Raw genomic sequence first — 25977 nt, 5'->3', positions numbered from 1 at the left:
ATGCCGAACTCAGTAGTGAAACGAAACAGCGCCGATGATAGTGTAGCATTTGCTATGTGAAAGTAGGACATTACCAGGCTTCAAATTAAAGAAACCCGTTACAGCAATGTGACGGGTTTTTTGCTGTCTGGGATTTAATAAATAGCCAAGAGCCCATGACGAACTCAGTAGTGGCCGCTTTCGTACATCCTGTACTCCACGGCATTTGTATTCCTATACATCAAACAAAACAGCTCGAAGGCGAGCCCCACGGAAGGCCGCCCCGACACAAAGATAGTGTAGCATTTCACTGTGACTCTCCACCGCTGTGGGCACTACGACATCACCAGACTTCATATTGTAGAGCCCGATTCGAAAGAGTCGGGCTTTTTTACGTCTGCAGAAAAGTAAAATACGCGCAATTAACAGACATTCATACCAACACCCATCACGTAGGTCGGACGAGCGTAGCGACTCCCGACGCTAAAATTACATCTAGAAGTGTGCAATTAATATTTTTTAAGTAGGGTTGTTAATGAAGGCTGAGATATTTAATCGTTAATCGTTACTTAAAATTTTATCTAGTTGTCCTGTTCTCAGTTTTATATAGATACTTCTAATAAAGTACTTAAGAAAGCTGTACTATTACAGGTGTTTTAAAATAACTATAACGAGAAACATATGAAATTATTAACTGCAGCAACTTTAATACTTGCTTCATCGACAGCTTTTGCACGCCCTGCACCGTTAGTGTCTATTCCTACTCATGATGCCTTTTTTAATAGTATTGCAGCGCATTGCGGTAAAGCTTTTGAGGGTGGAGTAGCGGTAGATAATGCAAAAGGGCCAAGCTCATTTACAGATAAAAAGCTGGTTATGCATGTACGTAAATGCAGCGACACTGAGTTACAAGTACCGTTTCATGTAGGAGACGATGCATCACGTACGTGGATCATAACGAAAACGGGTAGTGGTTTGAGTTTAAAGCACGATCATCGTCATAAAGATGGAACAGACGACGCATCAACTATGTATGGTGGCCATACGCTTGATGCAGGGTTTGCGCAAATGCAGTCGTTTCCAGCAGACCAATACTCTAAAGAGTTATTCGTGAAAGAAGGCATTGCACAGTCTGTAGGTAATACATGGCAAATGTATATTTACCCAGAAGTATTTACTTATCGATTAATTCGCCAAGGGCGTGAGTTTAAGGTGGATTTTGATTTAACTAAACCGATTACTCCACCATCAGCACCTTGGGGTTATAAAGATTAAGGTTTCTTACTCTTGTTTTTATCTTCTTTAGTTTCACATTGGAGTAAAACACTTAAATCTGGTTGGTAAGCGCGTGGTTTTGTTGGAAAGCGTTCGTACTCTTGCACGCCTTCAAGTATTTTCAACATAAAGGTATTTCCGCGGCATAGGCGGTCAGCATGGCGTAATAAAAATACACTTTGATTGGTAAAGTGTTTGTAATCGTCTGACTGGATTTCTATTTTATAGTTGTCTTCGCCAATTTGTGTTTGGTAATAATGTACTTTGTTATCAAAGTCGTAGAGCTTCTCGGTTTCGACTTTTTTAGCAAGTGCAGTATTTGCACTCGAAAGGGCCACCAGCGTAGCGCCTATAAATAAGCGTGGTGTGTTTATTCCTTTCATAAAATGTATCCTTTAATTTGCGAACTTTATACCCATTAATAAGAGTAATAAGGTCGATTTCTTTACGTATTAGTCTAACACCCAAAAAGGGAAAGTGTGATGTTCAAACAAATAAAACAACTTTTTGCTGTATTCGATGAACAGCAGCCAAGTATGCAAGATCACGATTTAAAAACAGCGGTTGCTGCATTATTAATTGAAGTTATGCGCGCAGATACCAAGCTTGAACATGATGAACAACGAACCCTGACTGTAACCTTAAAAAAGTACTTTAATTTAACAGATACTGAGGTTAATGAGCTTACTAATAACGCGGCAAGCAGCTTAGATGATTCGATAGATTACTTTCAGTTTTCAAAACAGATTAATGAGCATTGCAGCGCGGCGCAGCGAATAGAAATAATAGAGTTATTATGGCGCTTAGCGTATGCCGATGGAGAGATAGATCCCCAAGAAGACTACGTAATACGTAAAGTAGCAGGGCTTTTATATGTAACGCATACCGATTTTATCGCCGCAAAACTCGCGGCGACAAAATAATTAGTTATTTAGGCGTGCAAGTTATCTTAACTTACTGGCAACGCTTACTAACTGATGAGCGAGGGCTGATACTTTTTCAGCCGTTACGGGTTCATTAATTTGCCCATTTTCATCAAACAATGTGTGTACAGCGGGTACTGCAAGTTGATCGGCAAGTACTAATGATCCAATACCGCTTAATATATCACGCACATGATTTAAACCGCGTAATCCGCCAAGCCCACCAGGCGATGCTGCAAACAAAGCGACCACTTTATTACGAAAAGCAGGAGCAGCACCTTGCTCTGTACGCGATGCCCAATCAATCGCATTTTTAAGTGCTGCGGTAATAGAGCCGTTGTACTCTGGGCTTGCTAGTAAAATACCATCGGCAGTACGTAGCTTATCTTTTAAAAGCTGCACATCGCTTGGTGTGCCTTGTGCTTCTATGTCTTCGTTAAATAATGGGATGTTTAATTCATTTAATTTTATTACTTCTACTTCAGCACCTGTTTGTAGAGCAAAGCGTGCTGCCTCATTAATAATTTTTTGATTAAAGCTTTCTAGGCGAAGGCTGCCTGCTAGGGCGATAATTTTTGGTGCTGACATGTTAATAACCTTTTAGTGTTTAAATCTATAACGCTAATGTAGCAAAATTTTGCTTGTAGAAAACCTTAATAAACGCAACACTTATGTGCGTATACGCACATAAGTAAAAGGTAGGTAGCATGGCGATAAAATTTGAAGATTGGCAAGACGTTAAAGTTGCTTTTGAAGTAGCACGGTTAGGCACGCTGACAGCGGCGGCCGAGGAGCTTAATGTGCACCACAGCACAGTGCTTAGGCGAATTAATAACCTTGAAAAAAACTTAAATGCACGGCTTTTTCATCGCCATGCTCGTGGCTACAAGGTCACTGAAATTGGCACCAAGTTATTTGCAGCGGCGCAAACTATTCATAGCTCCTTAGAGCAGTTACATAACGATATAGTAGCGGCCGATAGCACTCTTAGAGGTAGTTTGTTGCTAACGACGGTAAGTGGCTTTATGGATGTACTTGGTGATGTATGTGAGCAATTTCAGGCGCTACATCCGCAAGTGCAGCTTGAGGTCATTTTAGAACAAAAAAGGTTAAGGCTAGATCACGGACAAGCACATATTGCAGTGCGTGCAGGCCCAAGACCTGATGAGGGGGATTATATTGCCCAGCATTTAGCGCAGCTTTCGTCGGGCTTGTATGCTAATAAGCGTTACATTAATAAGCATGGAATGCCTAAATCGTTAAGTGATTTACAGCAACATAACTTTGTATCGGGCGTGGCGGGTTTTAATGCGCGAGTGCCTTATTTTACATGGGTTGATGAGCACGTTCCCGCAGCGCAAATAAAGCTGCGTGTGTCTGAAACCGCAGAAGCGACTCGTGCAATAATTAAAGGCTTAGGCATAGGCGGATTACAACATGACGTAGCGGCGCAATATCCTGATTTAGTGCCTATATTGCACAGTGAGTTAAGCTGGCCTACCGATGTATGGTTAGTCACGCATCACTTAGTGCATCGCACTGCTAAAGTACAAGCTTTTGCAGGGTTGCTAAAAACACATTTTAGTAAGTTAGCTGCTAATCAATAGCTTTAGCTGTGTTTTAAAATGATTATAGTGTTTTTTTTACTTCTATCCCTAGGCGTTTAGCCAAGCGTACTAAGTTAGCTCTATCTAATTCAAGTACTCTTGCTGCTGCTGACCAATTGTAATTATGCAGCTTTAATTGATCGGTAATTACATTGTATTGTAACGATTCTACAGCTTGCTTTAAAGGTTGGTTGATTAAGGTGTTGGTTGTACTTTGGCTTGCTACTAGAGGGTTTTGCGGCGCACTCGGTGTCAAATCACAGTGCTCGCTTGTAATGGTTATTATTGGATTTTGCCATTGGCTTTGTTTTGCTTTTAGGGCGCTGCGGCTAATGACATGTTCAAGCTCGCGCACGTTACCTGGCCAGTTGTACTGATTAAGCAATACTTGCGCTTCAGGGCTTAGTTTTAATTGTTTTATCCCTAATTTACGGGCTGTTTGCTCAATAAAATAACCAGCTAAGAGTGTTATGTCGTGCTCGCGTTTACTAAGTGGTGGCACAGTAATAGGGTAGACACTGAGGCGATGGTATAAATCGGCTCTAAAGCGACCTTGAGCTACTTCTTCTTTTAAATTTCTGTTGGTTGCAGCAACAACGCGTACATCTACGTATTTTGGCGTGTCTTCACCGACTGTTTGTATTTCGCCACTTTGTAGCACTCGTAATAATTTACTTTGCATGGCAAGGGGGAGTTCGCCAATTTCATCTAAAAATAATGTACCGCCATCAGCTAATTGAAATTTACCTTGGCGCGCATTTTGTGCGCCTGTAAAAGCCCCTTTTGCATGACCAAAAAATTCACTTTCGGCAAGGCTTTCGGGAAGCGATGCACAATTTAAGTGAATAAGCGGTTGATCTTTTCGAACTGAATTTAAGTGAATATTACGCGCAACGAGTTCTTTCCCTACCCCTGTTTCACCTAATATAAGCACGCTAAAGTTAGATGCTGCAACGAGTTTAATTTCGTTTTTAAGTGTTTGCATTAGCGGGCTTTGACCAATAATTTCGCCGCCATCTCTTGTTAATGCCTCACGGTTTAGCTCTTGCACTAGAGCGCTGGAATGCTGTGCATGCTGCTTGTAGTGGGTAAGCTCTAAAGCTGTTTTAAAGTGCGCACTGCATAGCGTTTGTAAGGTGTTTAGTGTATCAGCACTTATGCTGTTAAATGCATTGGCGTTAAGGCTATCGAACGTAAGTACGCCAAGTAGCGCGTTTTTATCATAAAGAGGTAAACCTAAACATGCATGTACCGGTATGTCGCCGGTTTTAGCTAATAGTAATCCGTCGTATGGATCGGGTAGTGGGCAGTCGTGCGCAAATTGCAGCGCAAGTGTGCTTTTGCAAATAGCTTCTAGGCGAGGGTGCTCTACTATTTTAAATCGCCTACCAAGACTGTCGGACATTAACCCTTTAATTGCCAGTGGTTTTAATTGCTCGCCCTGAAGCACTAATAACGCACTTGCATCACTAGGAATCACCCGCTCAACCGTTGCTAGTAATTGATCAAAACTATGCTCATGCAGTGTACTTTGAGCAAGCTCTAGAGCAACTTGGGTAAGGTTGAATTGCTGGTTCATGTCAAAATGACCTATTTGTGTTTTTATGAATTAATTTATAGTAGGTCATAAAGACTCATAGTGTAAAGTGATTTAATTTAACTTATTGAATTTAAATGAATAAAATCATTGGCACAGTATGTGTAATAGCTAAGTAACGTAGTTAGTTACAGAGATTGCCATGAACACACTAATGCTGAATAATTTAAATAATCAAACACAGTTTAGTTCACTATACGAAACAGTATTATTTGCTGCCAATACTGCATTAGCTGTGAGTTTAGTGTGTATTACGGTAAGTATTTTAATTAGCTACCCGTTTGCTGAGTACTTTTCCATGGCGGTGCAAGTATCAGCTCATATTGGTACTATTGTTATTGCTGCTATTTTAAAAGTAAGTTACGTACTGCGCTGTGTTGCACAACATGGTTTAGGGCAGGAGGTACGATAATGCGCCCTATAAACTTAACTGAGCCAATGCCAGCACGCGTTGCTATTCATCAAGTATCTCAATGGCCGTTATGGATGCTCGCTTTTAGACCTTTCTTTTTAGGCGGTGGCTTATTGGCATTTTTGTCAGTGGGGTATTGGCTACTTATTTTAACAGGCCATGCAAGTTGGCACTTATCGATACCTGCGACATTATGGCACACGCACGAAATGCTTTTTGGCTTTGTAGGAGTTGTAGCTGCTGGCTTTTTACTTACCGCTGCACAAACATGGACAGGCGTACCGAGCATAAGTGGCAAAGCACTTATGTGGCTTACGTTTATATGGCTTGCAGCACGCTTAGCATTTTTTGTAGTACTGCCTGATATTGCTCATTTTAATTTATATGCTGCACTTATATTACAAGTTATTTGGTGGCTAGGTGCCATAACCGCGTTGGCTAATATGTTATTAAAAGCTAATAGCAAAAGTAACTATCCGTTTTTAGCTATTTTAGCTGTGCTTTGTGGGCTTAATGTATTGTATTTAATACTTATTTTACAGAAAAATATGCAGCTTGCACTTGGTGTGGTTGATACCGCAGTACTGGTTATTACTTTACTAGTTGGCATTGTTGCGGGTCGCGTTTTACCATTTTTTACCGCTAAAGGTCTGGGTTTAACCGAGCAAGTACGCACTCCTAAAATAGATAAAGCGGTGATGTATTTATCTATTGTGGCTACCACTTTATTTTTCATCAACAAGCTGTTTTTGAACACGATTAATCCTGCGTTAGTTGTTGCAACTGTTGCTGCGCTTCACCTACTTAGGGCTGGTTTTTGGTGGGATAGCAAGGTATTGAGAGTACCTTTGTTATGGTCTTTGCATTTTTCGTACCTTACGTTAGGTGTAGGGTTAATGATGGTTGCATTTAGCTTTTATAGCAGTGCAATACAATTTAAAGATGCGCTGCACCTAATCACTATTGGCACAATAGGTATGATGATTTTAGCAATGATGACGCGTATATCGCATGGTCATACAGGGCGTACACTCGCTATTCCTCATTACATGGCTGTTGCTTTTGCATTTTTGCTTGTGGCTGCTATTACTCGTTCATTACTCCCTTTTATTATTGGGCCTCACCTTGCTTGGCAAATAAGTGCTTTGCTGTGGTTAATGGCTTTTTTATTATTTTTAATTCACTGCACACCTATATTAACGCGGCGTCGTGTTGATGGGCGTCGTGGTTAGTTCATCCATAGGAAACACATATGTTATCTGATAAAACCATTGAGATTGTAAAAAGTACTGTTCCATTATTAGCGCAGGCAGGTACGGTTGTTACAGATCATTTTTATAAGCGTTTATTTAGCCATAATCCTGAGCTTAAAAATATTTTTAATATGGCGAATCAAGATACAGGTCGTCAGCAATTTGCACTTTTTAATGCCTTGGCTGCGTATGCACAAAATATTGATAATTTAGCCGTATTAAAAGAAGCGCTAACACGTATTAACCATAAGCATACCAGCTTGAATATTTTACCTGAGCATTACCCAATTGTAGGTGCGCATTTAATTGGTACGCTAAAAGAGCTTATTCCTGAGCAATTTACTCCCGATGTTGAGTACGCATGGCGCGAAGCTTACGGCGTACTTGCCGATATTTGTATTGCCGAAGAAGCTGCTTTGTATGAGCACAGTAAAAATAAACACGGTGGCTGGGTGGGCACTCGCCAGTTTGAAATAACCAACAAGCAAGTTGAATCAGAATTAGTAACAAGCTTTACACTTACGCCGGTTGATGGTGAAGCTGTTATTACACATAAACCAGGGCAGTATTTAGGTATTAAAGTTAAGCCAGAGGGCGCTGAATATGAAGAAATTCGCCAGTATTCTATTTCACAAAAAAGTAATGCTAAAAACTACCGTATTAGTGTTAAAAAAGAGCTACAGCCAAAGCCTGGCATGGTGTCTAATTATTTACACTCATTAGAGCAAGGCACTATTGTTGAGTTATACCCGCCGGCAGGAGATTTCTTTTTACGTAATAATACAAACCCAGCGGTACTAATTTCAGCAGGTGTTGGGCAAACGCCAATGCTGGCTATGCTTGAAACGCTATTAAGTGACAACTCTAATCAAGAGGTTATGTATTTACATGCCTGCGAAAATACTCAGCAGCATTCGTTTTCAAAATATTTAAATGAGTTAAGTACAGTTTATAACCGCTTACAAACAATGACGTGGTTTAACCAAGCGACAGAGGGCGCTGACTTTACTGGGTTAATGAACCTAAATACAGTACAAGCACAGCTACCATTGAGTAATGGCGACTTTTACTTATGTGGTCCTGCCGGTTTTATGGCATTTATAAAAAACCAGTTACTTGAGCTAGGTGTTAAAAACGAGCAAATTCATTATGAAGTGTTTGGTCCGCATCAAGACTTGTAATAACGCTTTAAAATAGAAAAAGGCGTGCAGCGATATGCTGCGCGCCTTTTTTATAAACTTTAAAGTGCCTTATAATTCTTTACAGGTAACACCTTCAAGTACTGTAGTAAGTTCTTTTTTAGGATAGTAAAGCTCGCATTGGTTATTACGTAGTTGCAAAATAAACTTCTCAGATTTTATATTATGCGCGCCCATAATTACTCTACCATCAGGCCTTTTACTCATTGCGTGATCTATTAGTAACTCACTGCGCTTAGTAAATACCGAATCGGCAAGCGTTACTAATGCGCCTCCCTTAGCTTGTTGAATTGCCTGTTGTAGTGTTGCAACAACGCTAGGGTTAACACTCGTTAATATAGCGGGTTTAGCTGGCTGACTATTTATACTGGTATCTTTTACACCTTGGCATCCGCCTAAAGCGAGTAATGTAGCTAATGGGAGTAATAATTTAGCCATTACCTTTCCTCACTCAGTGTTGGCCACGTTAAGTCCATATTGCGCAGTGTAAATTGCGAAGGTACGTTTAAAGGAGCGATTGATTCACGTGAGCTTGAAAAGTTTGCTGGCTCTGTTTTTGCTACAGTAGCCGTTCTAATTGGACAACTGCCATTTTCGACATGAAATAATGCAGTGGCTAAAACAGCTTCGTTACTATCGCCTAATTGGTGATCAAAGTCGTCCTCAATCTCACAGCCTTGTACATCGGCATCAAACTGTGGCGTAGAGGTTGGTGTAAAACCTGCAGCGTATTCACCAAATCCTTTACTATTTACGCCACTAAATTGAATAGTGTAATAGGTTGTTGCGCAGTTATGAGTTGGGGTAAAGCCATACGGCTTACCGCAGGTTGTGTCGCCAATTAAAATAACTTCTGCGTCTATACCTTTTAAACCATTGATAAAAGCTTCTGATGCCGAACAGGTACCTGATGTGCTTAATACATAAACCTTTGATAGGTTTAAATCGGGTAGGCTTTCTCCAGTACTAAAAAAAGTAGAGTAATCTATTTCTTCATCAATAAATGGAAAAGGCGAATCAACGGGCTGTTTATCGTTTTGTTGGGTTTGATAATAAAAGCGGTTGTTCACGTTAGCATTACCGGCAACCATATAAGCCAATTGCGCCGACAGTGCTAATAAACCGCCGCCGTTATATCTAAAGTCTATTACAAGCTCATCAATACCATCGGTTTTAAACTTATTTACCGCAGCAATAAGGCCTTCTTGGGCAATACTTATATGGCTATTAAATTGCATGTAACCCACGCTTGAGCCATTTGCAGTCGGAATCGTTTTAACATTTTGAACAGGTGTTTGCTCAATATTGCCAGCGGTTACATTAAATGTTTTTTCGGCGCCATCGTTACTGCGTACAACAATAGTATGTGAATCGCCGTTAGCTGGGCTAAATAAACCTTCGTTAAGTGTGTCTACACCCGACTCTGTATTGGTATTAATGCTAACGCCGTCAACTGAAAGTACGGTATCACCGCGCTGAAAGCCTTTATTGCTAGCTGGAGAATCATCTTCAAGATAAGCAACACGTAAAATACGATCGGCTGTATCGCCAATAAACGCCCAATTTATACCGTAACCAGAAGTAACGCCCGATTGCGCTTCTTGAAAGTAATCTTCAGTAGGTTCTGAAAAATGAAAGTTATCTTTTTTTGCACCTGAGTCGGTAAGCTGCTCTGTTTTTAATTGGGCAAAATAATCGGCTACTGTGGCAAAGCTTTCAGGATCGTTATCGGCAATCTCATCATACCAAAGGTAGGTTTCGTCGCTCCAAGAGCGAAGCCAGAGTTTTTCGTAAAGGGCAGAACCGGCTTGATCTGGGTAAGGCTCGTTGTTATTAAAGGGATCGTTACCCGTACGCGGGGTTTCGCAAAAGTTTTTTAAATCGTTAGAGGGTTCAAATACCCCCGCAGTCCATGTTGGACTGCTACTAACTGGTGTTGTAACTATAGGTGTGGTAACTACAGGAGCACCGTCGATACCGCTACCGCCGCCACAACCTGTTAGAGCAAAGCCCGAAAGTGCTACAAAAATGGCAAGCGAGGTTTTATTATTTTTAAACATAATTAAGGGCTTTTTTGTAAATAAGTTGTTTAAAATATTACAACACTCGCTTATTTATTCAACATTTATAACTTTGATTTATGTAAATGAGTGTTAAAGCTTGCTCGCACTACTCGTATCGGCAAATGCTTGCTTCTTCCAGGCGTTAAATAATTTTTGTTGTTTGTCTGATATTTTTAAACCGTATGTTTTTTGCATATAAGCGTAAGTGTCGGCGATACGTTTACGTGCATAAACAGGCGGTTCAACTACACGTTGCTTAAAATTTACTTTTACTTCGCAGCGGCCATATTGTGTTGCGTTTTCGCTAAGCATACCAAAACGATAATTAGAGCGATCGGCATTAATTTCGCCAATAGCTGGCGCTAAGTTATTTATATCAGCTTCCATTTTTCTAAATTTAGCACTTACTTTACGGCAGTTTTTACGCCCGCCATCTTGCCAGCATTGTAGCTGGTGACCAAATTCCCACGCCGGAACAATGTGCTCCCATTCAATACGAAGAGCTCGTACATTTACTTTGCCTGAGCGGGTAAGGGTGTTTCTAGGAATGTAACCACAGTTAGTCGGATCGGGGGTTAGTTTTTTACCTTCTTTTTTAATATCACAGCCGCAGTAAATGCTTTTAGCGTTATCAGGTAGGGTTTTAATTAAATGTCTTTTAGCGGTTGAAAAACGGGTAAATTGTTCGGCCGATACCGAAACGCACACACAACAAGCCAATAAGGCCAGAATAAATCGAGTCATATCCATCACAAATGTGAACTACAGGAATAGGCAGTTTAAAGCCTTGAAGATAAAAGATAAAGTTAACTTAAGGCCTACGCTAAAATTACTAAAAAGTGCCTGATTAATTTTTTACTCAATATGATGATTTGTATTGCAAATGAAATTTCATCCACGGTACTTCCTAGGACTTATTTACTTTTTGATGAAAGGACGCTAACTCTCAAAAACCAAATTATTACTTTGATTTATTCTTACTGTTAATTCTGATAAATCGTTTTAGTCGTATATTTTGTATAAGTAGTAATATTCCACTTAGGCAAAAAAGTACGCTGGTTGCTGCAAAACTAATAAGCAGTGGATTATTAAAATCCTCTCGCTCATCGTAATCCATAATATGTAACATCCAAAAAAAGTCGAATATTCGCCATAGCGTGCTGCGAACGGTAACAACTTTGCCGTTATTTTCTGACAAGTACAGTGTTGTGTTAAATGTGTCGTCAAATTGTACCCGCCAAACATTGGTTTTATATCCAACTTCTCGCGTACCTTGCTTTAGTAGTACGGCGCTTGTAACGTGAGCATCAATAAGTAAGTGTGCTTTAGCATTTGCGGTAATTTGTATTTTAGTTGGCGGTTCAAATGGTCGGCCTGTTATACCATTGAAGCTTTGCTGTTCGTTATTACCAAAGACAGTAATAAGTGGTGTAGTTAAGAAGTTCTCAAAAATTATTTGTGTTGGATTAACCACCTGAGAGGCAATATCGTCAAGGGAAGCAACATAATCAGCCTGCGTAAATGGATTATTGAGAGTACGTGTAGCAAGATGCTCCCCATGAACTTTATCAAGAGGGATTGCACTCATAATTAAACCACCTAGTAACCATGCTAAAATTTGTAGTGCTAACAAATAACCTAACCATTTATGTAACTTGCGAGCATGTTTAAATATTTTTTTATTCATGTTTTAGTCTTATTATTTTTAGAAGCTAGTTTATTACATTAATGGGATAAGTTACTGCGACATTTTGTCGCAGTTTAAACTATAGCTTACTGTAATCATTTAAAAATAAAAAAGATTACACTTAAATTGCTAACATGACTTATCTGTTTAATTGAGCTGAATGCTTGATATCCAGCTAGCTTTAAATGCTAAAAAATACTTAAAAGCTGCGAAATATCCATATAAAGTGGTTAATAGGGCATAGTTGATTTGGTATAACGGTAAAACTGCGTTAAAGTTTGCAATGAAATTATTAGAGGATAAATACGAAACGATGTCGGAAATTCAATTTTTAAATGTAGATCTTGAGCTTGAATCAAAGCAAGATATTAGTTTGCTAGTGGCGGACTTGAAAAAAGTCGCGACGATTTTACATTATGACAAAGACGAATACCGTCAATTAGCGCGTATTGAAGCTACAGGTGAGGTTAGCACACCTGATAAAGCCATAAACCATATATGTGAGCTTATTGAATCGTGTTCGCGTAACGCGCTAAAACAATGGTTAAGCTGTTCACGTAGAACGTTTGATATTGGTTTTGAATCAGGTACTTCTCCTAAGTGCTTTAACCAAGCTTTAGATGCAGATACATTATTGCGTATATCTGCGATTGGTGCGGGTATGGAAATTACCATTTACCCACTCGAAAAGTAACTATCTTCGCTCTACGACTGCTGCGGTCATTTTTGATACGCAGCACAGCTCATTGCGGCTATTTGTAATTTTTATTTCCCATACTGAACTACGTTTACCTATATGAAATGCTCTAGCCGTTGCTGTTAAAGTGCCGTTGCGAGATGCTTTTAAATGACTTGCGCTAATTTCCTGCCCCACGCAGTAAAATTTTGTAAAATCGACAACAAAGTTAGCGGCATAGCTGGCAACTGTTTCGGCAAGTACAACGTTAGCACCGCCGTGAACCATCCCCATAGGATTATGATGCTCAGGAATTGCCGGCATTGTGGCAACCAAGTAATCATCGCCAATTTCTGTGATTTCTATCCCCATAGTTTTCATCAGCGTACCTTGACCGTTTATACCTTCATCTAGCTGTTTACAAAACTCTAAAGTAATAGGTTGATACCAAATACTCATAACGACTCCTTTGCCTTTTTAATCATTTATAAACTTAGCTTTAGTTATATCCCTAAAATGTACACAAGTGAAATTACTTTAGCTATTTTAAGGCTTAATTTAAATTTGCGATTTTTATTTAACTGTATATACTCACAGTTAAATGTACTGTATGGAAAACCAGTTGTATGCGACCATTAACGAACCGCCAAGCTCAAATACTCGAACTAATTAAAGTTTTTATTAAAGACACTGGTATGCCTCCTACACGTGCTGAAATAGCGCAAACATTAGGTTTTAAAAGTGCCAATGCTGCTGAAGAACATTTAAAAGCACTTGCTAAAAAAGGTGCAATTAAAATGAAGCCAGGTGCAAGCCGTGGTATTCAATTAATTGAAGAAGAAGAGCCAGAACAATTAGGTTTACCGCTTATAGGGCGTGTTGCTGCTGGTTCACCTATTTTGGCGCAAGAGCACGTTGAAAGTCACTGTAAAATCGATCCATTAATGTTTAAACCGGCTGCAGATTTTTTACTACGCGTTAATGGTATGAGCATGAAAGATATTGGTATTATGGATGGTGATTTACTTGCTGTACATCGTACTCAAACCGCTGAAAACGGACAAGTTGTTGTTGCCCGCCTAGACGAAGACGTAACTGTAAAACGTCTTGAGAAAGCGGGTCGTAAAGTATTACTTCATGCTGAAAACGACGATTTTAACTCTATTGAAGTAGATCTTGAGAATGAGTCTTTTAATATTGAAGGCTTAGCCGTTGGCGTTATAAGAAACGCTGATTGGATGTGACTTTAAAAATAGCTTTTAAACAAGCAGTTTTATAAATGCGTACTAATTAGTACGCATTTTTGTTTTAAAATTTGTACTAAAAATAGGGCGTAAACAGCCCACTGACTATTTAAGCTGTAAACTTTTTTGCACTTATATTCTCCCTCTCCGAATGCGTTAAACCCCTTTGTTTTTCTCGTTTTTTGAACTTCCTGTTGCCTGGCTGATTACTGATCTTTTATTAATTATCAAATATCACCTGGTTGTTTTTTATACTAAAACTTGCTTGTTGTTCATTTTTTAGCTAATTGTTAATGTGCTGAGCTAATAATAACTCACAGCTTTTTAGTTTTGAGAACACACAATATACACAAACCCGTTGTTGGCGCAGCAAAACCAATCAATATTAAATGAGATTGGCTAAAAAAATAAAAATAACGAATTGGCGTTTAAGCCGTATGCCTCTTCGCTTTGCATTCGCAATAGCATCAAAGGAGCCATCACATGGGTAAACTGACCTCTACCTTGTGGCTTATATTATGTGTTTTTTCGCACCCAGTTTTGGCTAACAGCCAATACAATATGCGCAAAGGCGTAACCGATATAAGCAATAATGTATATCAGCTGCACATGACCATATTTATAATATGTTGTGTGATTGGGGTGATAGTGTTCGCAATTATGTTTTGGGCACTTATTCATCACCGTAAATCTAAAGGGGCTGTACCTGCCCAATTTCACGAAAGCACTAAAGTAGAAATACTTTGGACTGCAATTCCGTTTGTTATTTTAATTGCTATGGCAGTACCAGCTACTAAAACCCTAATTGCAATGGAAGATGCCAGCAAAGCTGATCTCACTATTAAAATTACGGGTTCGCAATGGAAATGGCATTATGAATATATGGGTGAAGATGTAGAGTTCTACTCTATTTTATCTACCCCGCAAGATGAAATCACAAATCTTGCAGATAAAAATCCTAACTACTTACTTGAGGTTGATAAACCTCTTGTACTGCCAATAAATCAAAAAGTACGATTTTTAATGACTTCTGACGATGTTATTCACTCTTGGTGGGTACCTGATTTTGCAGTTAAAAAAGATGCGAATCCCGGCTTTATAAACGAAACATGGACGAATATAAACGAAGAAGGTACTTACCGAGGCCAATGTGCTGAGTTGTGTGGTAAAGATCATGGCTTTATGCCCGTTGTGGTGGTCGCTAAATCTGAGGCTGATTTTAAAACATGGCTTGCAGATGCAAAGCAGGCTAAACAAAAAGCAGCATTAGCAGATGCCGCATTACTTGATAAAACCCTCCCAAAAGAAGAACTAATGACTTTAGGCGAACAAGTATATATGGCTAATTGTGCAGCGTGCCATCAGCCTACGGGCATGGGGTTACCGGGTGTATTTCCTGCACTTAAAGGCAGCCCGATAGTGCTTGGCGATATAAAAGATCACATTGATGTAGTTATCCATGGACGACCCGGTACGGCAATGCAAGCTTTTGCCAAGCAGTTATCTATAAAGCAATTAGCTGCGGTTGTTACTTATAAACGTAATGCGTGGGGTAATGATACGGGTGATGTTATTCAACCGAGTCAAATACAGACAGCACTTGATGCTAAAGTGGAGGCGAACTAATGAGTAGCATAGTAGAACAACCTAACGCCAATGAAGCTCATCATGCTCATCACCCAGCTAAAGGTTTTAAACGCTGGCTTTACACAACTAATCATAAAGATATAGGTAGTTTATATTTAATTTTTTCGCTGACCATGTTCTTAATTGGTGGCGCAATGGCCATGGTGATCAGAGCTGAGTTATTTCAACCAGGTTTACAGTTGGTCGACCCTCACTTTTTTAATCAAATGACCACAGTGCATGGTTTAATTATGGTGTTTGGTGCGGTAATGCCAGCCTTTACAGGCCTCGCTAACTGGATGATACCACTCATGATTGGCGCGCCAGATATGGCATTGCCAAGAATGAATAACTGGAGCTTTTGGATTTTACCGTTTGCGTTTTTAATCCTATTGGCATCGTTATTTATGCCTGGTGGGGGTCCTGCATTTGGTTGGACTTTTTATGCACCACTGTCTACAACATACAGTAACGATAATACTGCATTGTTTGTATTTGCCGTACATATTATGGGGATTAGTTCAATAATGGGCGCAATCAATGTGATTGTAACCATAGTGAACTTACGTGCCCCCGGCATGACATGGATGAAGTTGCCCTTATTTGTATGGACGTGGTTAATTACTGCCTTTTTATTAATAGCGGTAATGCCAGTGCTTGCAGGGGCTGTCACTATGGTACTTACCGATAAGTATTTTGCGACCAGCTTTTTTGATGCCGCAGGCGGTGGCGACCCGGTGATGTTCCAACACATTTTTTGGTTTTTTGGTCATCCCGAAGTATACATAATGATTCTTCCTGCCTTTGGCATTATATCTACAATAGTACCTACCTTTTCTCGTAAAAAACTTTTTGGCTATGCCTCAATGGTATACGCCACATCCTCCATAGCACTATTGAGCTTTATTGTATGGGCTCATCATATGTTTACCACTGGGATGCCGGTCGCTGGCGAGTTGTTTTTTATGTACGCGACCATGCTTATATCGGTACCTACAGGAGTAAAAGTATTTAATTGGGTTGCCACAATGTGGAAAGGCTCAATAACTTTTGAAGTGCCAATGCTTTTTAGTATTGCGTTTATTGTGCTGTTTACCTTGGGTGGTTTTTCGGGATTGATGCTGGCAATTACACCTGCTGATTTTCAATATCACGATACTTATTTTGTAGTGGCACATTTTCATTATGTATTAGTAACAGGGGCTGTATTTTCGATAATGGCAGGGGCTTATTACTGGCTGCCCAAGTGGATGGGCAATATGTTTAATATCACGCTAGCTAAATGGCATTTTTGGCTATCGCTGGTGAGTGTGAACGTATTGTTTTTTCCTATGCATTTTGTAGGGCTTGCCGGTATGCCGCGTCGGATTCCCGATTACGCTCTTCAATTTGCCGACTTTAATGCAATCATAAGTATTGGTGGGTTTGCCTTTGGTTTATCGCAATTGTTGTTTGTAGCTGTGGTAATTAAATGCGCGCGTGGCGGTGATAAAGTGCCTGCAAAAGTATGGGAAGGGGCAGAAGGACTTGAGTGGGAAGTTGACTCTCCAGCGCCATATCATACTTTTTCTACGCCGCCGGTTATTAAGTAATGATACACGCACCGCTACTCAAACGTTTGGTACTTATTTGCATAGGCATGTTTGCCTTTGCCTTCGCTTTAGTACCTTTGTATGACGTGTTTTGTGATGTAACAGGGCTTAATGGAAAGCCTTCGCTTGAGCAAGCAGAGCAAAGTACACAAATAGTACAAAACCGAGACGTTGGCGTTAGCTTTACTACTCACGCACAAAGTGGTGCACCGTTTGAAGTTAAATCAAAAGAATACAGTGTAGTGGTAAAACCCGGTGCAATGCGTGAAGTAATGTTTAGTGCTAAAAATAACAGCAACCTAGATAAAGTAATGCAAGCTGTACCATCAGTCTCGCCAGGTAAAGCGGCAAAGTATTTACATAAAATAGCCTGTTTTTGCTTTGATCAGCAACCTCTAAAAGCAGGGGAAGAGCTTGAATTTAAGTTACTTTTTTATGTTGATACCGCACTGCCAAGCGACATTGAAGAATTAACTTTATCTTATACCGTATTTGATATTAGTGAACAGCTGGTGGCAAGTAATAACTAGCTTTTTAAACTAGTGTGAAACTAGGAGTAAATAAAATGAATCAAGAATATGAGCATTATTACGTCCCTGAGCAAAGCCCGTGGCCTATTGTAGGTGCTGTTGCATTGTTTTTTATTGCAGTAGGGGCTGGCTTAACAGTTATGAGTGTAGGTAAAGAAGGTGGTAGCGGGGTTTATCTGCTTTATGCCGGTATTGCTGTACTTGTGTATATGTTGTTTAGCTGGTTTAAAAATGTAATTAGTGAGTCGGACCAAGGTTTGTACTCAGCACAAATGGATCGCTCTTTTAGACAAGGTATGAGCTGGTTTATTTTTTCTGAAGTTATGTTTTTTATGGCCTTTTTTGGTGCGCTTTTTTATGCACGGGTATTGTCGGTACCTTGGCTTGGAGGCGCAGGCAATAATGCAATGACTAACGAGGTATTATGGCCAACTTTCGAAGCTGTTTGGCCGCTAGTTTCAACACCTGCTGGCGAAACTACCCAGGCTATGGGCTGGCAAGGCTTGCCGCTTATAAATACCTTAATACTGCTTACTTCCTCAGTTACTTTACATTTTGCCCACGTAGCGATGGAAAACAATAAACGCACTCCACTTAAAGTTTTTTTAGGCGCTACTATTTTATTGGGCGTTTGCTTTTTAGGGCTGCAAGTTGAGGAGTACATGCATGCATATAATGACCTTAACCTAACGCTAGATGCGGGTATTTACGGTAATACGTTCTTTTTATTGACTGGTTTTCATGGCATGCATGTAACGCTAGGAACCGTACTTTTATTTGTAATATTTTTACGGATATTAAAAGGGCACTTTACTAAAGATAAGCATTTTGCTTTTCAAGCAGCTGCTTGGTATTGGCACTTTGTTGATGTGGTGTGGCTGTGTTTGTTTGTATTTGTATATGTGCTGTAGCGTTTATTGGCGAATTATTTGCTTTAATAAAACCAAATTTAAGCGCTGCAATAACAACAACTAAAACAACGACCGAAAACAATACGCGACGACCTAAAAAGTGAGACATAGGTCGTCCCTCAGTTTTCCCTGACACCATAATAAACAATGCTCTAAATAAGTTAAAAAGTATAAATATTAACAACAGTACGATAATAATTTTAATAATCACTGGGTTGACCCTTTATGCAGTTAGTTTTATGGCACAAACAAAAGCTTAGCTCACTAATCACACTTTGTATGGTTGTGGTTGTTGTACTTGTGTGTGTGCGATTAGGGTTTTGGCAGTTGGAGCGAGGCGAGCAAAAACAGCAGCAACTAACCGCTATTGCTAATCAACAGACTCGTGGTGTGATGAGCTGGTCTCAATTACTTAACCTGCCTGATAGCTGGAACAAAACAGGTGTATTGGTTGAGTTAAAAGGGCGGTTTGTACAAAACCAATATTGGCTTTTAGACAATCAAGTTTATAACGGACAAGTAGGGTACGACCTACTTACTTTACTAAAGCCAGACAACGAAGAAAAAGTGATTTTAGTTAATTTAGGATGGGTAAAAGCACCTATATCTAGAGATACACTGCCAAAGGTTACTCTGCCTACAGGTGTTTTTATTCTTAAGGCGCAAATAAAAGAAAATAACTTAAGTAGCTTTACGCTTGAAGATAAAACTACAAATAACGACCTACCTACAAGAATCCAATCTATCGACTTGAATATGCTGAGCACTCAAAGCCAGCAATCATTAATTAATTTTATGGCTTACAGACAAGGTACTGGTGATGAGATTGCAACACCTCATTATGAGGCAGTTGTTATGAGCCCTCAAAAGCATAATGCCTACGCTGTGCAATGGTTTTTAATTGCTGTCGCATGTGCTGTTGTGGCTATTTTTGCGAGTAAAAAAAGGACACATAATGAAAAATAATCCCCTTTTGTTGTTTATAGGTTGCTGCGCAATCCCATTGGTTTTGGCATATGGCGCATTAAAGTTTGATTGGTTGCCTACTGCAATTACTAATAATGGCGAGTTTTTAAGCCAAGAAATAAAACTTAAAAATTGGCCGAAAAATAATCCCAAGCAATGGACTATTGCACTTAATTATTCAAACGAATGTAACACCCCATGCAGCGAACAGCTCAATGCACTTAATAATTTATATGTGGCACTTGGTAAAAACCAAGGCAAGGTTGATATGGCCGTAATGGGAAGCCTCGACAATAAAAATCTACCATGGAAAATTATTACCGAGCAACAGAGTTTAAATCCTGCAAGTTTATATTTAATTGATCATATGGGATTAGTGGTACTTGAATATCCCTTTAAGGCCGAGCCACAAGAAAACCGTTTAGTACAAAAAGGGTTATTAAAAGATCTGAAAAAATTACTTAACTATTCTCGTTCTAGCTAATTAAGTTGAGCTTAAGTTGGAGTATCTGATGTATAAAAATTATAAAAACTTAGTATTAATAACAGGATTACTCGCTTTGATTGTAGTTGCTTTGGGTGCGTACACCCGCTTAAGTGATGCGGGTTTAGGGTGCCCCGATTGGCCTGGTTGTTATGGCTTTTTAACGGTACCTAAGCATGAGGCTGACATAGCCTTAGCAACTCAAAGCTATCCCGATATGATGTTCGAAACCGCAAAAGCGTGGAAAGAAATGATTCATCGCTACTTTGCAGGTGCTTTAGGCTTACTTATTTTAGGTTTATTTGTGTTGGCTTTTTTAAAACGCCAATATCCAACTACGCCAGTTAAATTGCCTTTGGCTTTACTTCTACTCGTGGTGTTTCAGGCTGCCCTTGGTATGTGGACAGTAACCATGAATCTTCAGCCGCTTATTGTAATGGGCCATTTATTAGGTGGCTTTAGTATTTTGTCACTTATAACGCTTTTATATTTACGGCTAACCGCAAAACCTATTATGGGTGGCGATAGCAGCGCAAAACGCTATTTTGGTTTAAGTTTAGTAGCACTCAGTGTATTAATTATCCAAATTGCTCTTGGTGGTTGGCTGGCTGCAAATTACGCCGCTCCGCATTGTAGTGGTTTGCCATTGTGTAATTACGCACAACCGTTTTCATTGAGTAGCGTATTTCAATTACCACTTGAGCACAGTAATTATGAATTTGGTGTGTTATCGCAGCAAGCGCGTATGTCTATTCATTTATTACACCGCATTTGGGCATTGGTTACTTGCATTGTTCTGGCGCTAATTATGTGGAAAATATACAGCCAAGCGTACTCTAAAAAAATTAAAAATTGCGTTGTGAGCGTATTACTGACCCTGCTTTGCCAAATTAGCTTAGGGCTTATATTAGTACATTGGCATATTCCATTGGGAGTTGCACTGGCGCATAACTTGATGGCAGCCATACTGTTATTAAGCATGGTTAGGTTGTGTTATTACCTAAAATCACGCACATAAAGGGGAAATATAATGGCACTTATAATTGATAAAAAAATACTGCTACCCGTTAATACTCAATCGCTAATTTCGCGTGCACATAACTTGCTGCAAGACTACTTAGCAATTAGTAAATTTAAAGTGGTAGCCATGTTGGTGCTAACAGCTTGGGTTGGTTTAGCGTTGGCTCCCGATGTAGGGCGCGGTATGGTCGTACAGTTTATTAGCTTGTTAGGTATTGGGCTACTTTCTGCTGCTGCAGCGGTTATTAATCATGTGGTTGATAGTGAGATAGACTCAAAAATGGCAAGGACTCGTCATCGCCCTGTGGCTAAAGGGCGTTTAAGTAAAACACATGCACTTAGTTTTGCAGCTGTTATTGGGGTTGCTGGTTTTATTATGCTAATGGTGTGGGCTAATACCTTAACCGCTATATTAACGTTATTTGCATTGGTAGGTTATGCATTTGTTTATACATCATTTTTAAAGCGTGCAACGCCGCAAAATATTGTTATAGGTGGGTTGGCTGGCGCAATGCCTCCATTATTAGGTTGGGTGTCAGAAACAAACCAAATGGCAGCAGCCCCTTGGTTACTCGTAATGATAATATTTACATGGACTCCGCCACACTTTTGGGCACTGGCTATAGCACGAAAAAGTGATTACGAACGCGCTAAAATCCCCATGTTACCAGTAACCCATGGCATCGATTTTTGTAAAACGTGTGTTGTTGCTTACTCTGTTTTACTCGCTGTAGTTTGTGTATTACCTTATTTAATTGGTATGTCTGGATTAATATATTTGATAGGTGCATGTGTATTAAATGCCGTGTTTATATATAAGGCGGTCAAATTAAAAACTGCTGGAAATGATGAGACTGCAATGGACTTATTTCGTTTTTCGATTATTCATTTAATGGTACTCTTTGTAATCTTATTTATAGATAAATGGCTCCCTTTATGAAGCAGTTATGGCTTGGATTAATTGTTATTTTAGTTTTATTTTTATCGGCATGTTCAAATGAAAATAGTCCGCCAGATGTAGATGCATTAGTTTACGAGAATGCAAAGCCACTGTCTGATTTTACGCTAAACGATCAGCGCGGCGAATTAGTGACTAAGCAACAATTTTTAGGACAGTGGAACTTAGTATTTTTAGGCTATACAAGCTGTCCAGATATTTGTCCATTAACCCTTGCTAAGTTAAATGCTGTTTATAAAAACTTACAAGCAGATTACCCGCTGCAAGTTTGGTTTTTATCGGTTGATCCAAAACGCGATACACCAGCTAAACGAAAGCAATATATAGATTACTTTAATCCTGACTTTTTAGCTGTATCGGGGGAGCATAAACACCTTTTTCCTGTTGTTAGAGAGCTTGGTTTAATTTACGCCATTAGCGATAGTAGTGAATCAGAATATGCAGTTGATCATAGTGCCTCGGTCGCTATGGTTAATAAAAATGGAGCAGTTAGAGCTATTTTTAAACCCGAGTTTAAACAAGGTAGTGTGCCATTAATTAATGCGACTACTTTAACTAAAGAGTTTAAAAAAATAGCTGATTACTATAAAAACTAGTTTTTTACTTTTTACCAATTTTAAAGGAGCTTTAGGCTCCTTTTTTTGTTTTTTAACGACGATTTAAATTTAATTAAGCATTTTATGGCAATTTTAATAACTAGGGCTAAGCTTTTGTTATGAATTGAATTGACAGGGAATGCACTTACTAAATGCTAAAACTTCCGAGCGAACTTGCTATCACGCAAGTTGAAACACTGCATCAAGATTTACTGCACGAACTCAATAGCAACGATGATATCTGTCTTGATATTAACGATGTAATTTCTGCTGATACAGCCTCAATTCAACTTTTATGCGCCTTACAAAAACACCTACTTACCATACAGCACAAAATCATTTGGGTAGGCAGTAGCGAGGCCTTAACACATACAATTAATAAACTTGGCTTAAGCCAATACTTAACAATCGAAAGTAAAAGTTAGGGGTATATATGAAAAGAATTTTAGCGGTTGATGACTCAGCATCGATGCGTCAAATGGTAAGTTTTACATTAAAAACCGCAGGGTTTGATGTAACCGAAGCTAAAGATGGCAGTGAAGCTCTCGCTATTGCCAAGCAGCAAGACTTTGATGCCGTGATCTCAGATGTAAACATGCCAATAATGGATGGAATTACATTAATACGAGAGCTGCGTACTTTGCCTAGTTATAAATTTACACCACTACTGATGCTTACAACCGAGTCGGGTTTAGAAAAAAAAGTAGAAGGTAAAGCTGCTGGGGCAACAGGTTGGATTGTTAAACCATTTAATCCCGATCAGCTACTAGCGGTAATTAAAAAAGTTATTCGCTAAGGAGCGCAGTGTGAGTATAGATTTAAGTCAATTTTTTGAAGTTTTCTTTGAAGAGAGTTTTGAAGGCCTAGATACCATGGAGGCTGAGCTATTAAACTTAGTGCCAGGTGAGGAAGATTTAGAAACTATGAACACTATTTTTAGAGCTGCTCACTCAATAAAAGGAGGCAGTGGGACATTTGGTTTTAGCTCCGTTGCTGACTTTACTCATGTACTTGAAACACTACTAGATCAAATTCGCCAAGGCGAACGAGAGCTTAGTACCGAGCATGTTAATTTATTACTCAAAGCTGTGGATTGCTTACGCGCTTTACTTGCTGCACTTCAAGGTGAACAAGAGCCAGATTTAACCGAAGCAGATTTGTTAAAAGTACAATTTGAACATGTACTTGGAATGACAAACGAAGCACAAGAGAATAAACCTCAAAGCTGTGAAGAGCAAACAAGTAGTAATACCTATCAAATAGACTTTAAACCTCATCATCATTTATTTAAAACAGGAAACGAGCCACTGTATATGATCAGTGAGCTTGAAGAGCTAGGCGAGTTAGAAACCACTGTATTTTACGATGAAGTTCCAGAAATCACCGACTTAAGTAGTGATGAATGTTTTTTACATTGGCGCTTTTTTTTAAGCACCAGCCATGATGAAAAAGCCATAAAAGAAGTGTTTGAATGGGTTGAAGATGATGCCGACATAAAAGTTGAACTATGTGGAGGCTTATTTGGCAATGATGAGCTAATACAACCTAATCAAGATGAGATATCTAAAGCTGTTGAGCTTGAAACATCCGATTTAATAAAAGTAGCTGAGCTACCTAGTAAGCCAAAGCAACCCGCTGCTAATAAAGATAAAAAACCTGCAAGTACACCAGAGTCTACCTCCATTCGAGTTGGTATTGATAAAGTTGATTCGTTAATAAACATGGTTGGCGAACTTGTTATTACACAAGCCATGCTAAATCAACTCAGCGAACAAGAAATCACACCAGCCACAATCACTTTACTACAAGAAGGCTTAGCACAACTTGCACATAATACGCGTGATTTACAAGAAAATGTGATGCGTATTCGTATGCTGCCAATTAATTTTGTATTTAGTCGTTTTCCTCGATTAGTGCGAGATATAGCGCAAAAGCTAAATAAGCAGGTTGAGCTAAAGCTGATTGGAGAGCAAACCGAGCTTGATAAAACAGTAATGGAAAAAATATCTGACCCTATGGTGCATTTAGTAAGGAACTCACTTGATCATGGGTTAGAGACTGTTGAGCAAAGGCTGGCGGCAGGTAAAGATCCCATTGGCACAGTAACCTTAAATGCATTTCATCAGGGTGGAAACATTGTTATTGAAATAATGGATGATGGGCAAGGCTTAAATACAAAAAAAATAAAAGAAAAAGCCATCGCTAACGAATTAATCTCAGCTGATAACCATCTCAGTGACGATGAAATAAATGAGCTTATTTTTATGCCCGGCTTTTCGACAATGGATGAGGTAAGTGACTTATCTGGACGTGGAGTTGGGATGGATGTTGTTAAGCGAAATATTCAATCATTAAATGGCTCAGTGGAAGTAACCTCAGCGCCCGGTGTTGGTTCTACGTTTACTATTAGATTACCACTTACTCTCGCTATTTTAGATGGGCAATTAGTTAAGGTGGCTCAGCATACTTATATTATTCCGCTCATTTCTATTGTGGAGTCACTGCAAATTGATATTGCAAAAGTGAGTCGAGTGGGTAAAAGCCTTGATGTATTGAGGCTTCGAGACGAATACATTCCTATATTAAGGCTCTACGATATTTTTAATCATAAAAATGCCATTGAATCACTCGATAAAACGTTGCTTGTTGTTGTAGAAACAGATAACCAAAAGGTGGGTTTATTAGTAGATGATTTACTGTCTCAACAACAGGTTGTTATTAAAAGTTTAGAGGCTAACTACCATAAAGTGGATGGTGTATCGGGTGCTACCATTTTAGGCGATGGGCGTGTATCGCTGATTGTGGACATTAGCGGTTTAATAAAGCTCTCAGGCTTAAAAAAGCCAGGTAGCCAAGAGCTAACTATTGAAACGCAAGCCACCTTGGAGGCGTTATGAGCTCAGATAAAAGCCAGTTAAGTAACCAATTAAATCTTCAGCAACAGCAAGGTGTAAAACAGTTTTTAACTTTTATTATGGCTGATGAAGAATACGGCGTTGATATTTTAACAGTACAAGAAATTCGCAGTTGGGAAGAAATTACAGTACTGCCCAATGCACCTGAATTTGTAAAAGGTGTTATTAATTTACGCGGAACAATAGTGCCAATTATAGATTTACGGTTGCGCTTTGGATTGCCAAGTGTCGACTATGGGCCATTAACGGTGGTTATCGTTGTCAAAATAGAGTTTGAACTAGGTAGTAAAATTATAGGTGTTGCTGTTGATGCCGTCTCTGATGTTTACAGTATTGCGGAGCAAGATGCGAAAGCGGTTCCTAGTTTATCTGAATCGAATAATTGTGAATATGTAGCTGGGTTGGTGAATGTTGGTGAAAAAATGGTAGCGCTAATTGACCTGCAAAAAACAATGAATATTTAG

General features: G+C 39.3%; 30 protein-coding genes. 21 read left to right on the top strand and 9 right to left on the bottom strand.

Annotation, left to right across the window (positions count from 1 at the left end; all coding sequences use genetic code 11):
- The first annotated feature begins 660 nt into the window (after positions 1-660).
- Positions 661-1254, top strand: coding sequence for a hypothetical protein (locus tag EU510_RS19005; RefSeq protein ID WP_149594738.1), 594 nt, complete (start codon positions 661-663; stop codon positions 1252-1254).
- Here the strand turns inward: EU510_RS19005 and EU510_RS19000 are convergent.
- A complete protein-coding gene (locus EU510_RS19000; RefSeq protein WP_149594737.1) occupies positions 1251-1637 on the bottom strand; it encodes a hypothetical protein in 387 nt (128 codons plus the stop codon). The two genes, EU510_RS19005 and EU510_RS19000, sit on opposite strands and share 4 nt — an antisense overlap.
- Positions 1638-1736: 99 nt before the next feature.
- Here EU510_RS19000 and EU510_RS18995 point away from each other — a divergent pair, with 99 nt between their 5' ends.
- Positions 1737-2177 carry a TerB family tellurite resistance protein gene (locus EU510_RS18995; RefSeq protein WP_149594736.1) on the top strand — a complete coding sequence of 147 codons (441 nt, stop codon included), beginning with the start codon at positions 1737-1739 and terminating at the stop codon, positions 2175-2177.
- A gap of 21 nt (positions 2178-2198) precedes the next feature.
- Here EU510_RS18995 and EU510_RS18990 read toward each other — a convergent pair whose 3' ends face one another.
- Positions 2199-2765, bottom strand: a complete 567-nt coding sequence (locus tag EU510_RS18990) for an NADPH-dependent FMN reductase (protein WP_149594735.1) — start codon at positions 2763-2765, stop codon at positions 2199-2201.
- Between the two features lie 119 nt (positions 2766-2884).
- Here EU510_RS18990 and EU510_RS18985 point away from each other — a divergent pair, with 119 nt between their 5' ends.
- Positions 2885-3784: a LysR family transcriptional regulator gene (locus EU510_RS18985; protein WP_149594734.1), complete on the top strand. Its 900-nt coding sequence runs from the start codon at positions 2885-2887 to the stop codon at positions 3782-3784.
- A 22-nt stretch (positions 3785-3806) separates the two neighbouring features.
- Here the strand turns inward: EU510_RS18985 and norR are convergent, their stop codons facing one another.
- Positions 3807-5363 (bottom strand): nitric oxide reductase transcriptional regulator NorR, encoded by a 1557-nt coding sequence (gene norR, locus EU510_RS18980; protein ID WP_149594733.1) that lies wholly within the window; start codon positions 5361-5363, stop codon positions 3807-3809.
- A 160-nt stretch (positions 5364-5523) separates the two neighbouring features.
- Here norR and EU510_RS18975 point away from each other — a divergent pair, with 160 nt between their 5' ends.
- The 3 genes from EU510_RS18975 to hmpA are packed head-to-tail and all read left to right on the top strand — an operon-like array spanning position 5524 to position 8227.
- On the top strand, positions 5524-5793 hold the full coding sequence (locus EU510_RS18975) for a hypothetical protein (protein WP_149594732.1): 270 nt from the start codon (positions 5524-5526) through the stop codon (positions 5791-5793).
- The gene (locus EU510_RS18970) at positions 5793-7025 is read left to right on the top strand and encodes an NnrS family protein (RefSeq protein ID WP_149594731.1); all 1233 of its coding nucleotides are present in this window, start codon (positions 5793-5795) and stop codon (positions 7023-7025) included. The genes EU510_RS18975 and EU510_RS18970 overlap by 1 nt, the downstream gene beginning before the upstream one ends.
- 20 nt (positions 7026-7045) lie before the next feature.
- Positions 7046-8227 (top strand): NO-inducible flavohemoprotein, encoded by a 1182-nt coding sequence (gene hmpA / locus EU510_RS18965; protein WP_149594730.1) that lies wholly within the window; start codon positions 7046-7048, stop codon positions 8225-8227.
- Between the two features lie 69 nt (positions 8228-8296).
- On the opposite strand, the gene EU510_RS18960 is transcribed toward hmpA, so the two are convergent.
- The 4 genes from EU510_RS18960 to EU510_RS18945 all read right to left on the bottom strand — a co-directional run bounded on the left by EU510_RS18960 (position 8297) and on the right by EU510_RS18945 (position 11995).
- The gene (locus EU510_RS18960) at positions 8297-8683 is read right to left on the bottom strand and encodes a hypothetical protein (protein WP_149594729.1); all 387 of its coding nucleotides are present in this window, start codon (positions 8681-8683) and stop codon (positions 8297-8299) included.
- Positions 8683-10305 carry a S41 family peptidase gene (locus EU510_RS18955; RefSeq protein ID WP_149594728.1) on the bottom strand — a complete coding sequence of 541 codons (1623 nt, stop codon included), beginning with the start codon at positions 10303-10305 and terminating at the stop codon, positions 8683-8685. The genes EU510_RS18960 and EU510_RS18955 overlap by 1 nt, the downstream gene beginning before the upstream one ends.
- Before the next feature lie 93 nt (positions 10306-10398).
- Positions 10399-11052 carry an endonuclease gene (locus tag EU510_RS18950; RefSeq protein WP_149594727.1) on the bottom strand — a complete coding sequence of 218 codons (654 nt, stop codon included), beginning with the start codon at positions 11050-11052 and terminating at the stop codon, positions 10399-10401.
- 217 nt (positions 11053-11269) lie between these two features.
- Positions 11270-11995: a hypothetical protein gene (locus tag EU510_RS18945; RefSeq protein WP_149594726.1), complete on the bottom strand. Its 726-nt coding sequence runs from the start codon at positions 11993-11995 to the stop codon at positions 11270-11272.
- A 313-nt stretch (positions 11996-12308) separates the two neighbouring features.
- Between EU510_RS18945 and EU510_RS18940 the strand changes: the two genes are divergently transcribed.
- Positions 12309-12689: a hypothetical protein gene (locus EU510_RS18940; RefSeq protein WP_149594742.1), complete on the top strand. Its 381-nt coding sequence runs from the start codon at positions 12309-12311 to the stop codon at positions 12687-12689.
- On the opposite strand, the gene EU510_RS18935 is transcribed toward EU510_RS18940, so the two are convergent.
- A complete protein-coding gene (locus EU510_RS18935; RefSeq protein ID WP_024599638.1) occupies positions 12690-13130 on the bottom strand; it encodes a PaaI family thioesterase in 441 nt (146 codons plus the stop codon). It lies immediately after the preceding gene.
- Positions 13131-13297: 167 nt separating this feature from the next.
- Here EU510_RS18935 and lexA point away from each other — a divergent pair, with 167 nt between their 5' ends.
- The 5 genes from lexA to EU510_RS18910 all read left to right on the top strand — a co-directional run bounded on the left by lexA (position 13298) and on the right by EU510_RS18910 (position 18574).
- The gene (lexA, locus tag EU510_RS18930) at positions 13298-13915 is read left to right on the top strand and encodes a transcriptional repressor LexA (RefSeq protein ID WP_149594725.1); all 618 of its coding nucleotides are present in this window, start codon (positions 13298-13300) and stop codon (positions 13913-13915) included.
- A gap of 483 nt (positions 13916-14398) precedes the next feature.
- Positions 14399-15541 (top strand): cytochrome c oxidase subunit II, encoded by a 1143-nt coding sequence (gene coxB, locus EU510_RS18925; RefSeq protein WP_149594724.1) that lies wholly within the window; start codon positions 14399-14401, stop codon positions 15539-15541.
- Complete coding sequence (ctaD, locus tag EU510_RS18920) at positions 15541-17133, top strand: cytochrome c oxidase subunit I (protein ID WP_149594723.1); 1593 nt, start codon at positions 15541-15543, stop codon at positions 17131-17133. Before coxB ends, ctaD begins: the two co-directional genes overlap by 1 nt.
- Positions 17133-17663: a cytochrome c oxidase assembly protein gene (locus EU510_RS18915; protein WP_149594722.1), complete on the top strand. Its 531-nt coding sequence runs from the start codon at positions 17133-17135 to the stop codon at positions 17661-17663. Before ctaD ends, EU510_RS18915 begins: the two co-directional genes overlap by 1 nt.
- A gap of 35 nt (positions 17664-17698) precedes the next feature.
- Positions 17699-18574 carry a cytochrome c oxidase subunit 3 gene (locus EU510_RS18910; RefSeq protein ID WP_002959610.1) on the top strand — a complete coding sequence of 292 codons (876 nt, stop codon included), beginning with the start codon at positions 17699-17701 and terminating at the stop codon, positions 18572-18574.
- Here EU510_RS18910 and EU510_RS20140 read toward each other — a convergent pair.
- A complete protein-coding gene (locus EU510_RS20140) occupies positions 18477-18785 on the bottom strand; it encodes a DUF2909 family protein (protein WP_149594721.1) in 309 nt (102 codons plus the stop codon). The genes EU510_RS18910 and EU510_RS20140 overlap by 98 nt on opposite strands.
- Before the next feature lie 14 nt (positions 18786-18799).
- Here EU510_RS20140 and EU510_RS18900 point away from each other — a divergent pair, with 14 nt between their 5' ends.
- From EU510_RS18900 to EU510_RS18860, 9 genes are all read left to right on the top strand, one after another.
- A complete protein-coding gene (locus EU510_RS18900) occupies positions 18800-19540 on the top strand; it encodes an SURF1 family protein (RefSeq protein WP_149594720.1) in 741 nt (246 codons plus the stop codon).
- Entirely contained in the window at positions 19530-20024 is a 495-nt protein-coding gene (locus tag EU510_RS18895) for a transmembrane cytochrome oxidase associated protein (RefSeq protein ID WP_149594719.1), read from the top strand. The genes EU510_RS18900 and EU510_RS18895 overlap by 11 nt, the downstream gene beginning before the upstream one ends.
- Positions 20025-20052: 28 nt before the next feature.
- Positions 20053-21042 (top strand): COX15/CtaA family protein, encoded by a 990-nt coding sequence (locus tag EU510_RS18890; protein ID WP_149594718.1) that lies wholly within the window; start codon positions 20053-20055, stop codon positions 21040-21042.
- Positions 21043-21054: 12 nt separating this feature from the next.
- Positions 21055-21984 (top strand): heme o synthase, encoded by a 930-nt coding sequence (gene cyoE, locus EU510_RS18885; protein ID WP_149594717.1) that lies wholly within the window; start codon positions 21055-21057, stop codon positions 21982-21984.
- Positions 21981-22598: an SCO family protein gene (locus EU510_RS18880; RefSeq protein WP_149594716.1), complete on the top strand. Its 618-nt coding sequence runs from the start codon at positions 21981-21983 to the stop codon at positions 22596-22598. Before cyoE ends, EU510_RS18880 begins: the two co-directional genes overlap by 4 nt.
- A 152-nt stretch (positions 22599-22750) precedes the next feature.
- The gene (locus EU510_RS18875; protein WP_149594715.1) at positions 22751-23023 is read left to right on the top strand and encodes an STAS domain-containing protein; all 273 of its coding nucleotides are present in this window, start codon (positions 22751-22753) and stop codon (positions 23021-23023) included.
- Between the two features lie 8 nt (positions 23024-23031).
- Positions 23032-23394, top strand: coding sequence for a response regulator (locus tag EU510_RS18870; protein ID WP_002959593.1), 363 nt, complete (start codon positions 23032-23034; stop codon positions 23392-23394).
- A 10-nt stretch (positions 23395-23404) separates the two neighbouring features.
- Positions 23405-25495 (top strand): chemotaxis protein CheA, encoded by a 2091-nt coding sequence (locus EU510_RS18865; RefSeq protein WP_149594714.1) that lies wholly within the window; start codon positions 23405-23407, stop codon positions 25493-25495.
- A complete protein-coding gene (locus EU510_RS18860) occupies positions 25492-25977 on the top strand; it encodes a chemotaxis protein CheW (protein ID WP_149594713.1) in 486 nt (161 codons plus the stop codon). The genes EU510_RS18865 and EU510_RS18860 overlap by 4 nt, the downstream gene beginning before the upstream one ends.

Source organism: Pseudoalteromonas sp. FUC4, assembly GCF_008370255.1.
Taxonomy (GTDB): Bacteria; Pseudomonadota; Gammaproteobacteria; order Enterobacterales; family Alteromonadaceae; genus Pseudoalteromonas.
This window is presented reverse-complemented; position numbering and strand designations above follow the sequence as displayed.

Coding starts and splice junctions, on each gene's coding strand:
- EU510_RS18945 (WP_149594726.1), bottom strand. CDS start 11,995: ATGAATAAAAAAATATTTAAACATGCTCGCAAGTTACATAAATGGTTA.
- EU510_RS19000 (WP_149594737.1), bottom strand. CDS start 1,637: ATGAAAGGAATAAACACACCACGCTTATTTATAGGCGCTACGCTGGTG.
- EU510_RS19005 (WP_149594738.1), top strand. CDS start 661: ATGAAATTATTAACTGCAGCAACTTTAATACTTGCTTCATCGACAGCT.
- EU510_RS18900 (WP_149594720.1), top strand. CDS start 18,800: ATGCAGTTAGTTTTATGGCACAAACAAAAGCTTAGCTCACTAATCACA.
- cyoE (WP_149594717.1), top strand. CDS start 21,055: ATGGCACTTATAATTGATAAAAAAATACTGCTACCCGTTAATACTCAA.
- EU510_RS18870 (WP_002959593.1), top strand. CDS start 23,032: ATGAAAAGAATTTTAGCGGTTGATGACTCAGCATCGATGCGTCAAATG.
- EU510_RS18860 (WP_149594713.1), top strand. CDS start 25,492: ATGAGCTCAGATAAAAGCCAGTTAAGTAACCAATTAAATCTTCAGCAA.
- EU510_RS18915 (WP_149594722.1), top strand. CDS start 17,133: ATGATACACGCACCGCTACTCAAACGTTTGGTACTTATTTGCATAGGC.
- EU510_RS18895 (WP_149594719.1), top strand. CDS start 19,530: ATGAAAAATAATCCCCTTTTGTTGTTTATAGGTTGCTGCGCAATCCCA.
- EU510_RS18950 (WP_149594727.1), bottom strand. CDS start 11,052: ATGACTCGATTTATTCTGGCCTTATTGGCTTGTTGTGTGTGCGTTTCG.
- EU510_RS18990 (WP_149594735.1), bottom strand. CDS start 2,765: ATGTCAGCACCAAAAATTATCGCCCTAGCAGGCAGCCTTCGCCTAGAA.
- EU510_RS18875 (WP_149594715.1), top strand. CDS start 22,751: ATGCTAAAACTTCCGAGCGAACTTGCTATCACGCAAGTTGAAACACTG.
- EU510_RS18985 (WP_149594734.1), top strand. CDS start 2,885: ATGGCGATAAAATTTGAAGATTGGCAAGACGTTAAAGTTGCTTTTGAA.
- lexA (WP_149594725.1), top strand. CDS start 13,298: ATGCGACCATTAACGAACCGCCAAGCTCAAATACTCGAACTAATTAAA.
- EU510_RS18995 (WP_149594736.1), top strand. CDS start 1,737: ATGTTCAAACAAATAAAACAACTTTTTGCTGTATTCGATGAACAGCAG.
- EU510_RS18955 (WP_149594728.1), bottom strand. CDS start 10,305: ATGTTTAAAAATAATAAAACCTCGCTTGCCATTTTTGTAGCACTTTCG.
- norR (WP_149594733.1), bottom strand. CDS start 5,363: ATGAACCAGCAATTCAACCTTACCCAAGTTGCTCTAGAGCTTGCTCAA.
- EU510_RS18880 (WP_149594716.1), top strand. CDS start 21,981: ATGAAGCAGTTATGGCTTGGATTAATTGTTATTTTAGTTTTATTTTTA.
- coxB (WP_149594724.1), top strand. CDS start 14,399: ATGGGTAAACTGACCTCTACCTTGTGGCTTATATTATGTGTTTTTTCG.
- ctaD (WP_149594723.1), top strand. CDS start 15,541: ATGAGTAGCATAGTAGAACAACCTAACGCCAATGAAGCTCATCATGCT.
- EU510_RS18910 (WP_002959610.1), top strand. CDS start 17,699: ATGAATCAAGAATATGAGCATTATTACGTCCCTGAGCAAAGCCCGTGG.
- EU510_RS18960 (WP_149594729.1), bottom strand. CDS start 8,683: ATGGCTAAATTATTACTCCCATTAGCTACATTACTCGCTTTAGGCGGA.
- EU510_RS18975 (WP_149594732.1), top strand. CDS start 5,524: ATGAACACACTAATGCTGAATAATTTAAATAATCAAACACAGTTTAGT.
- EU510_RS18970 (WP_149594731.1), top strand. CDS start 5,793: ATGCGCCCTATAAACTTAACTGAGCCAATGCCAGCACGCGTTGCTATT.
- EU510_RS18940 (WP_149594742.1), top strand. CDS start 12,309: ATGTCGGAAATTCAATTTTTAAATGTAGATCTTGAGCTTGAATCAAAG.
- EU510_RS18890 (WP_149594718.1), top strand. CDS start 20,053: ATGTATAAAAATTATAAAAACTTAGTATTAATAACAGGATTACTCGCT.
- EU510_RS18935 (WP_024599638.1), bottom strand. CDS start 13,130: ATGAGTATTTGGTATCAACCTATTACTTTAGAGTTTTGTAAACAGCTA.
- hmpA (WP_149594730.1), top strand. CDS start 7,046: ATGTTATCTGATAAAACCATTGAGATTGTAAAAAGTACTGTTCCATTA.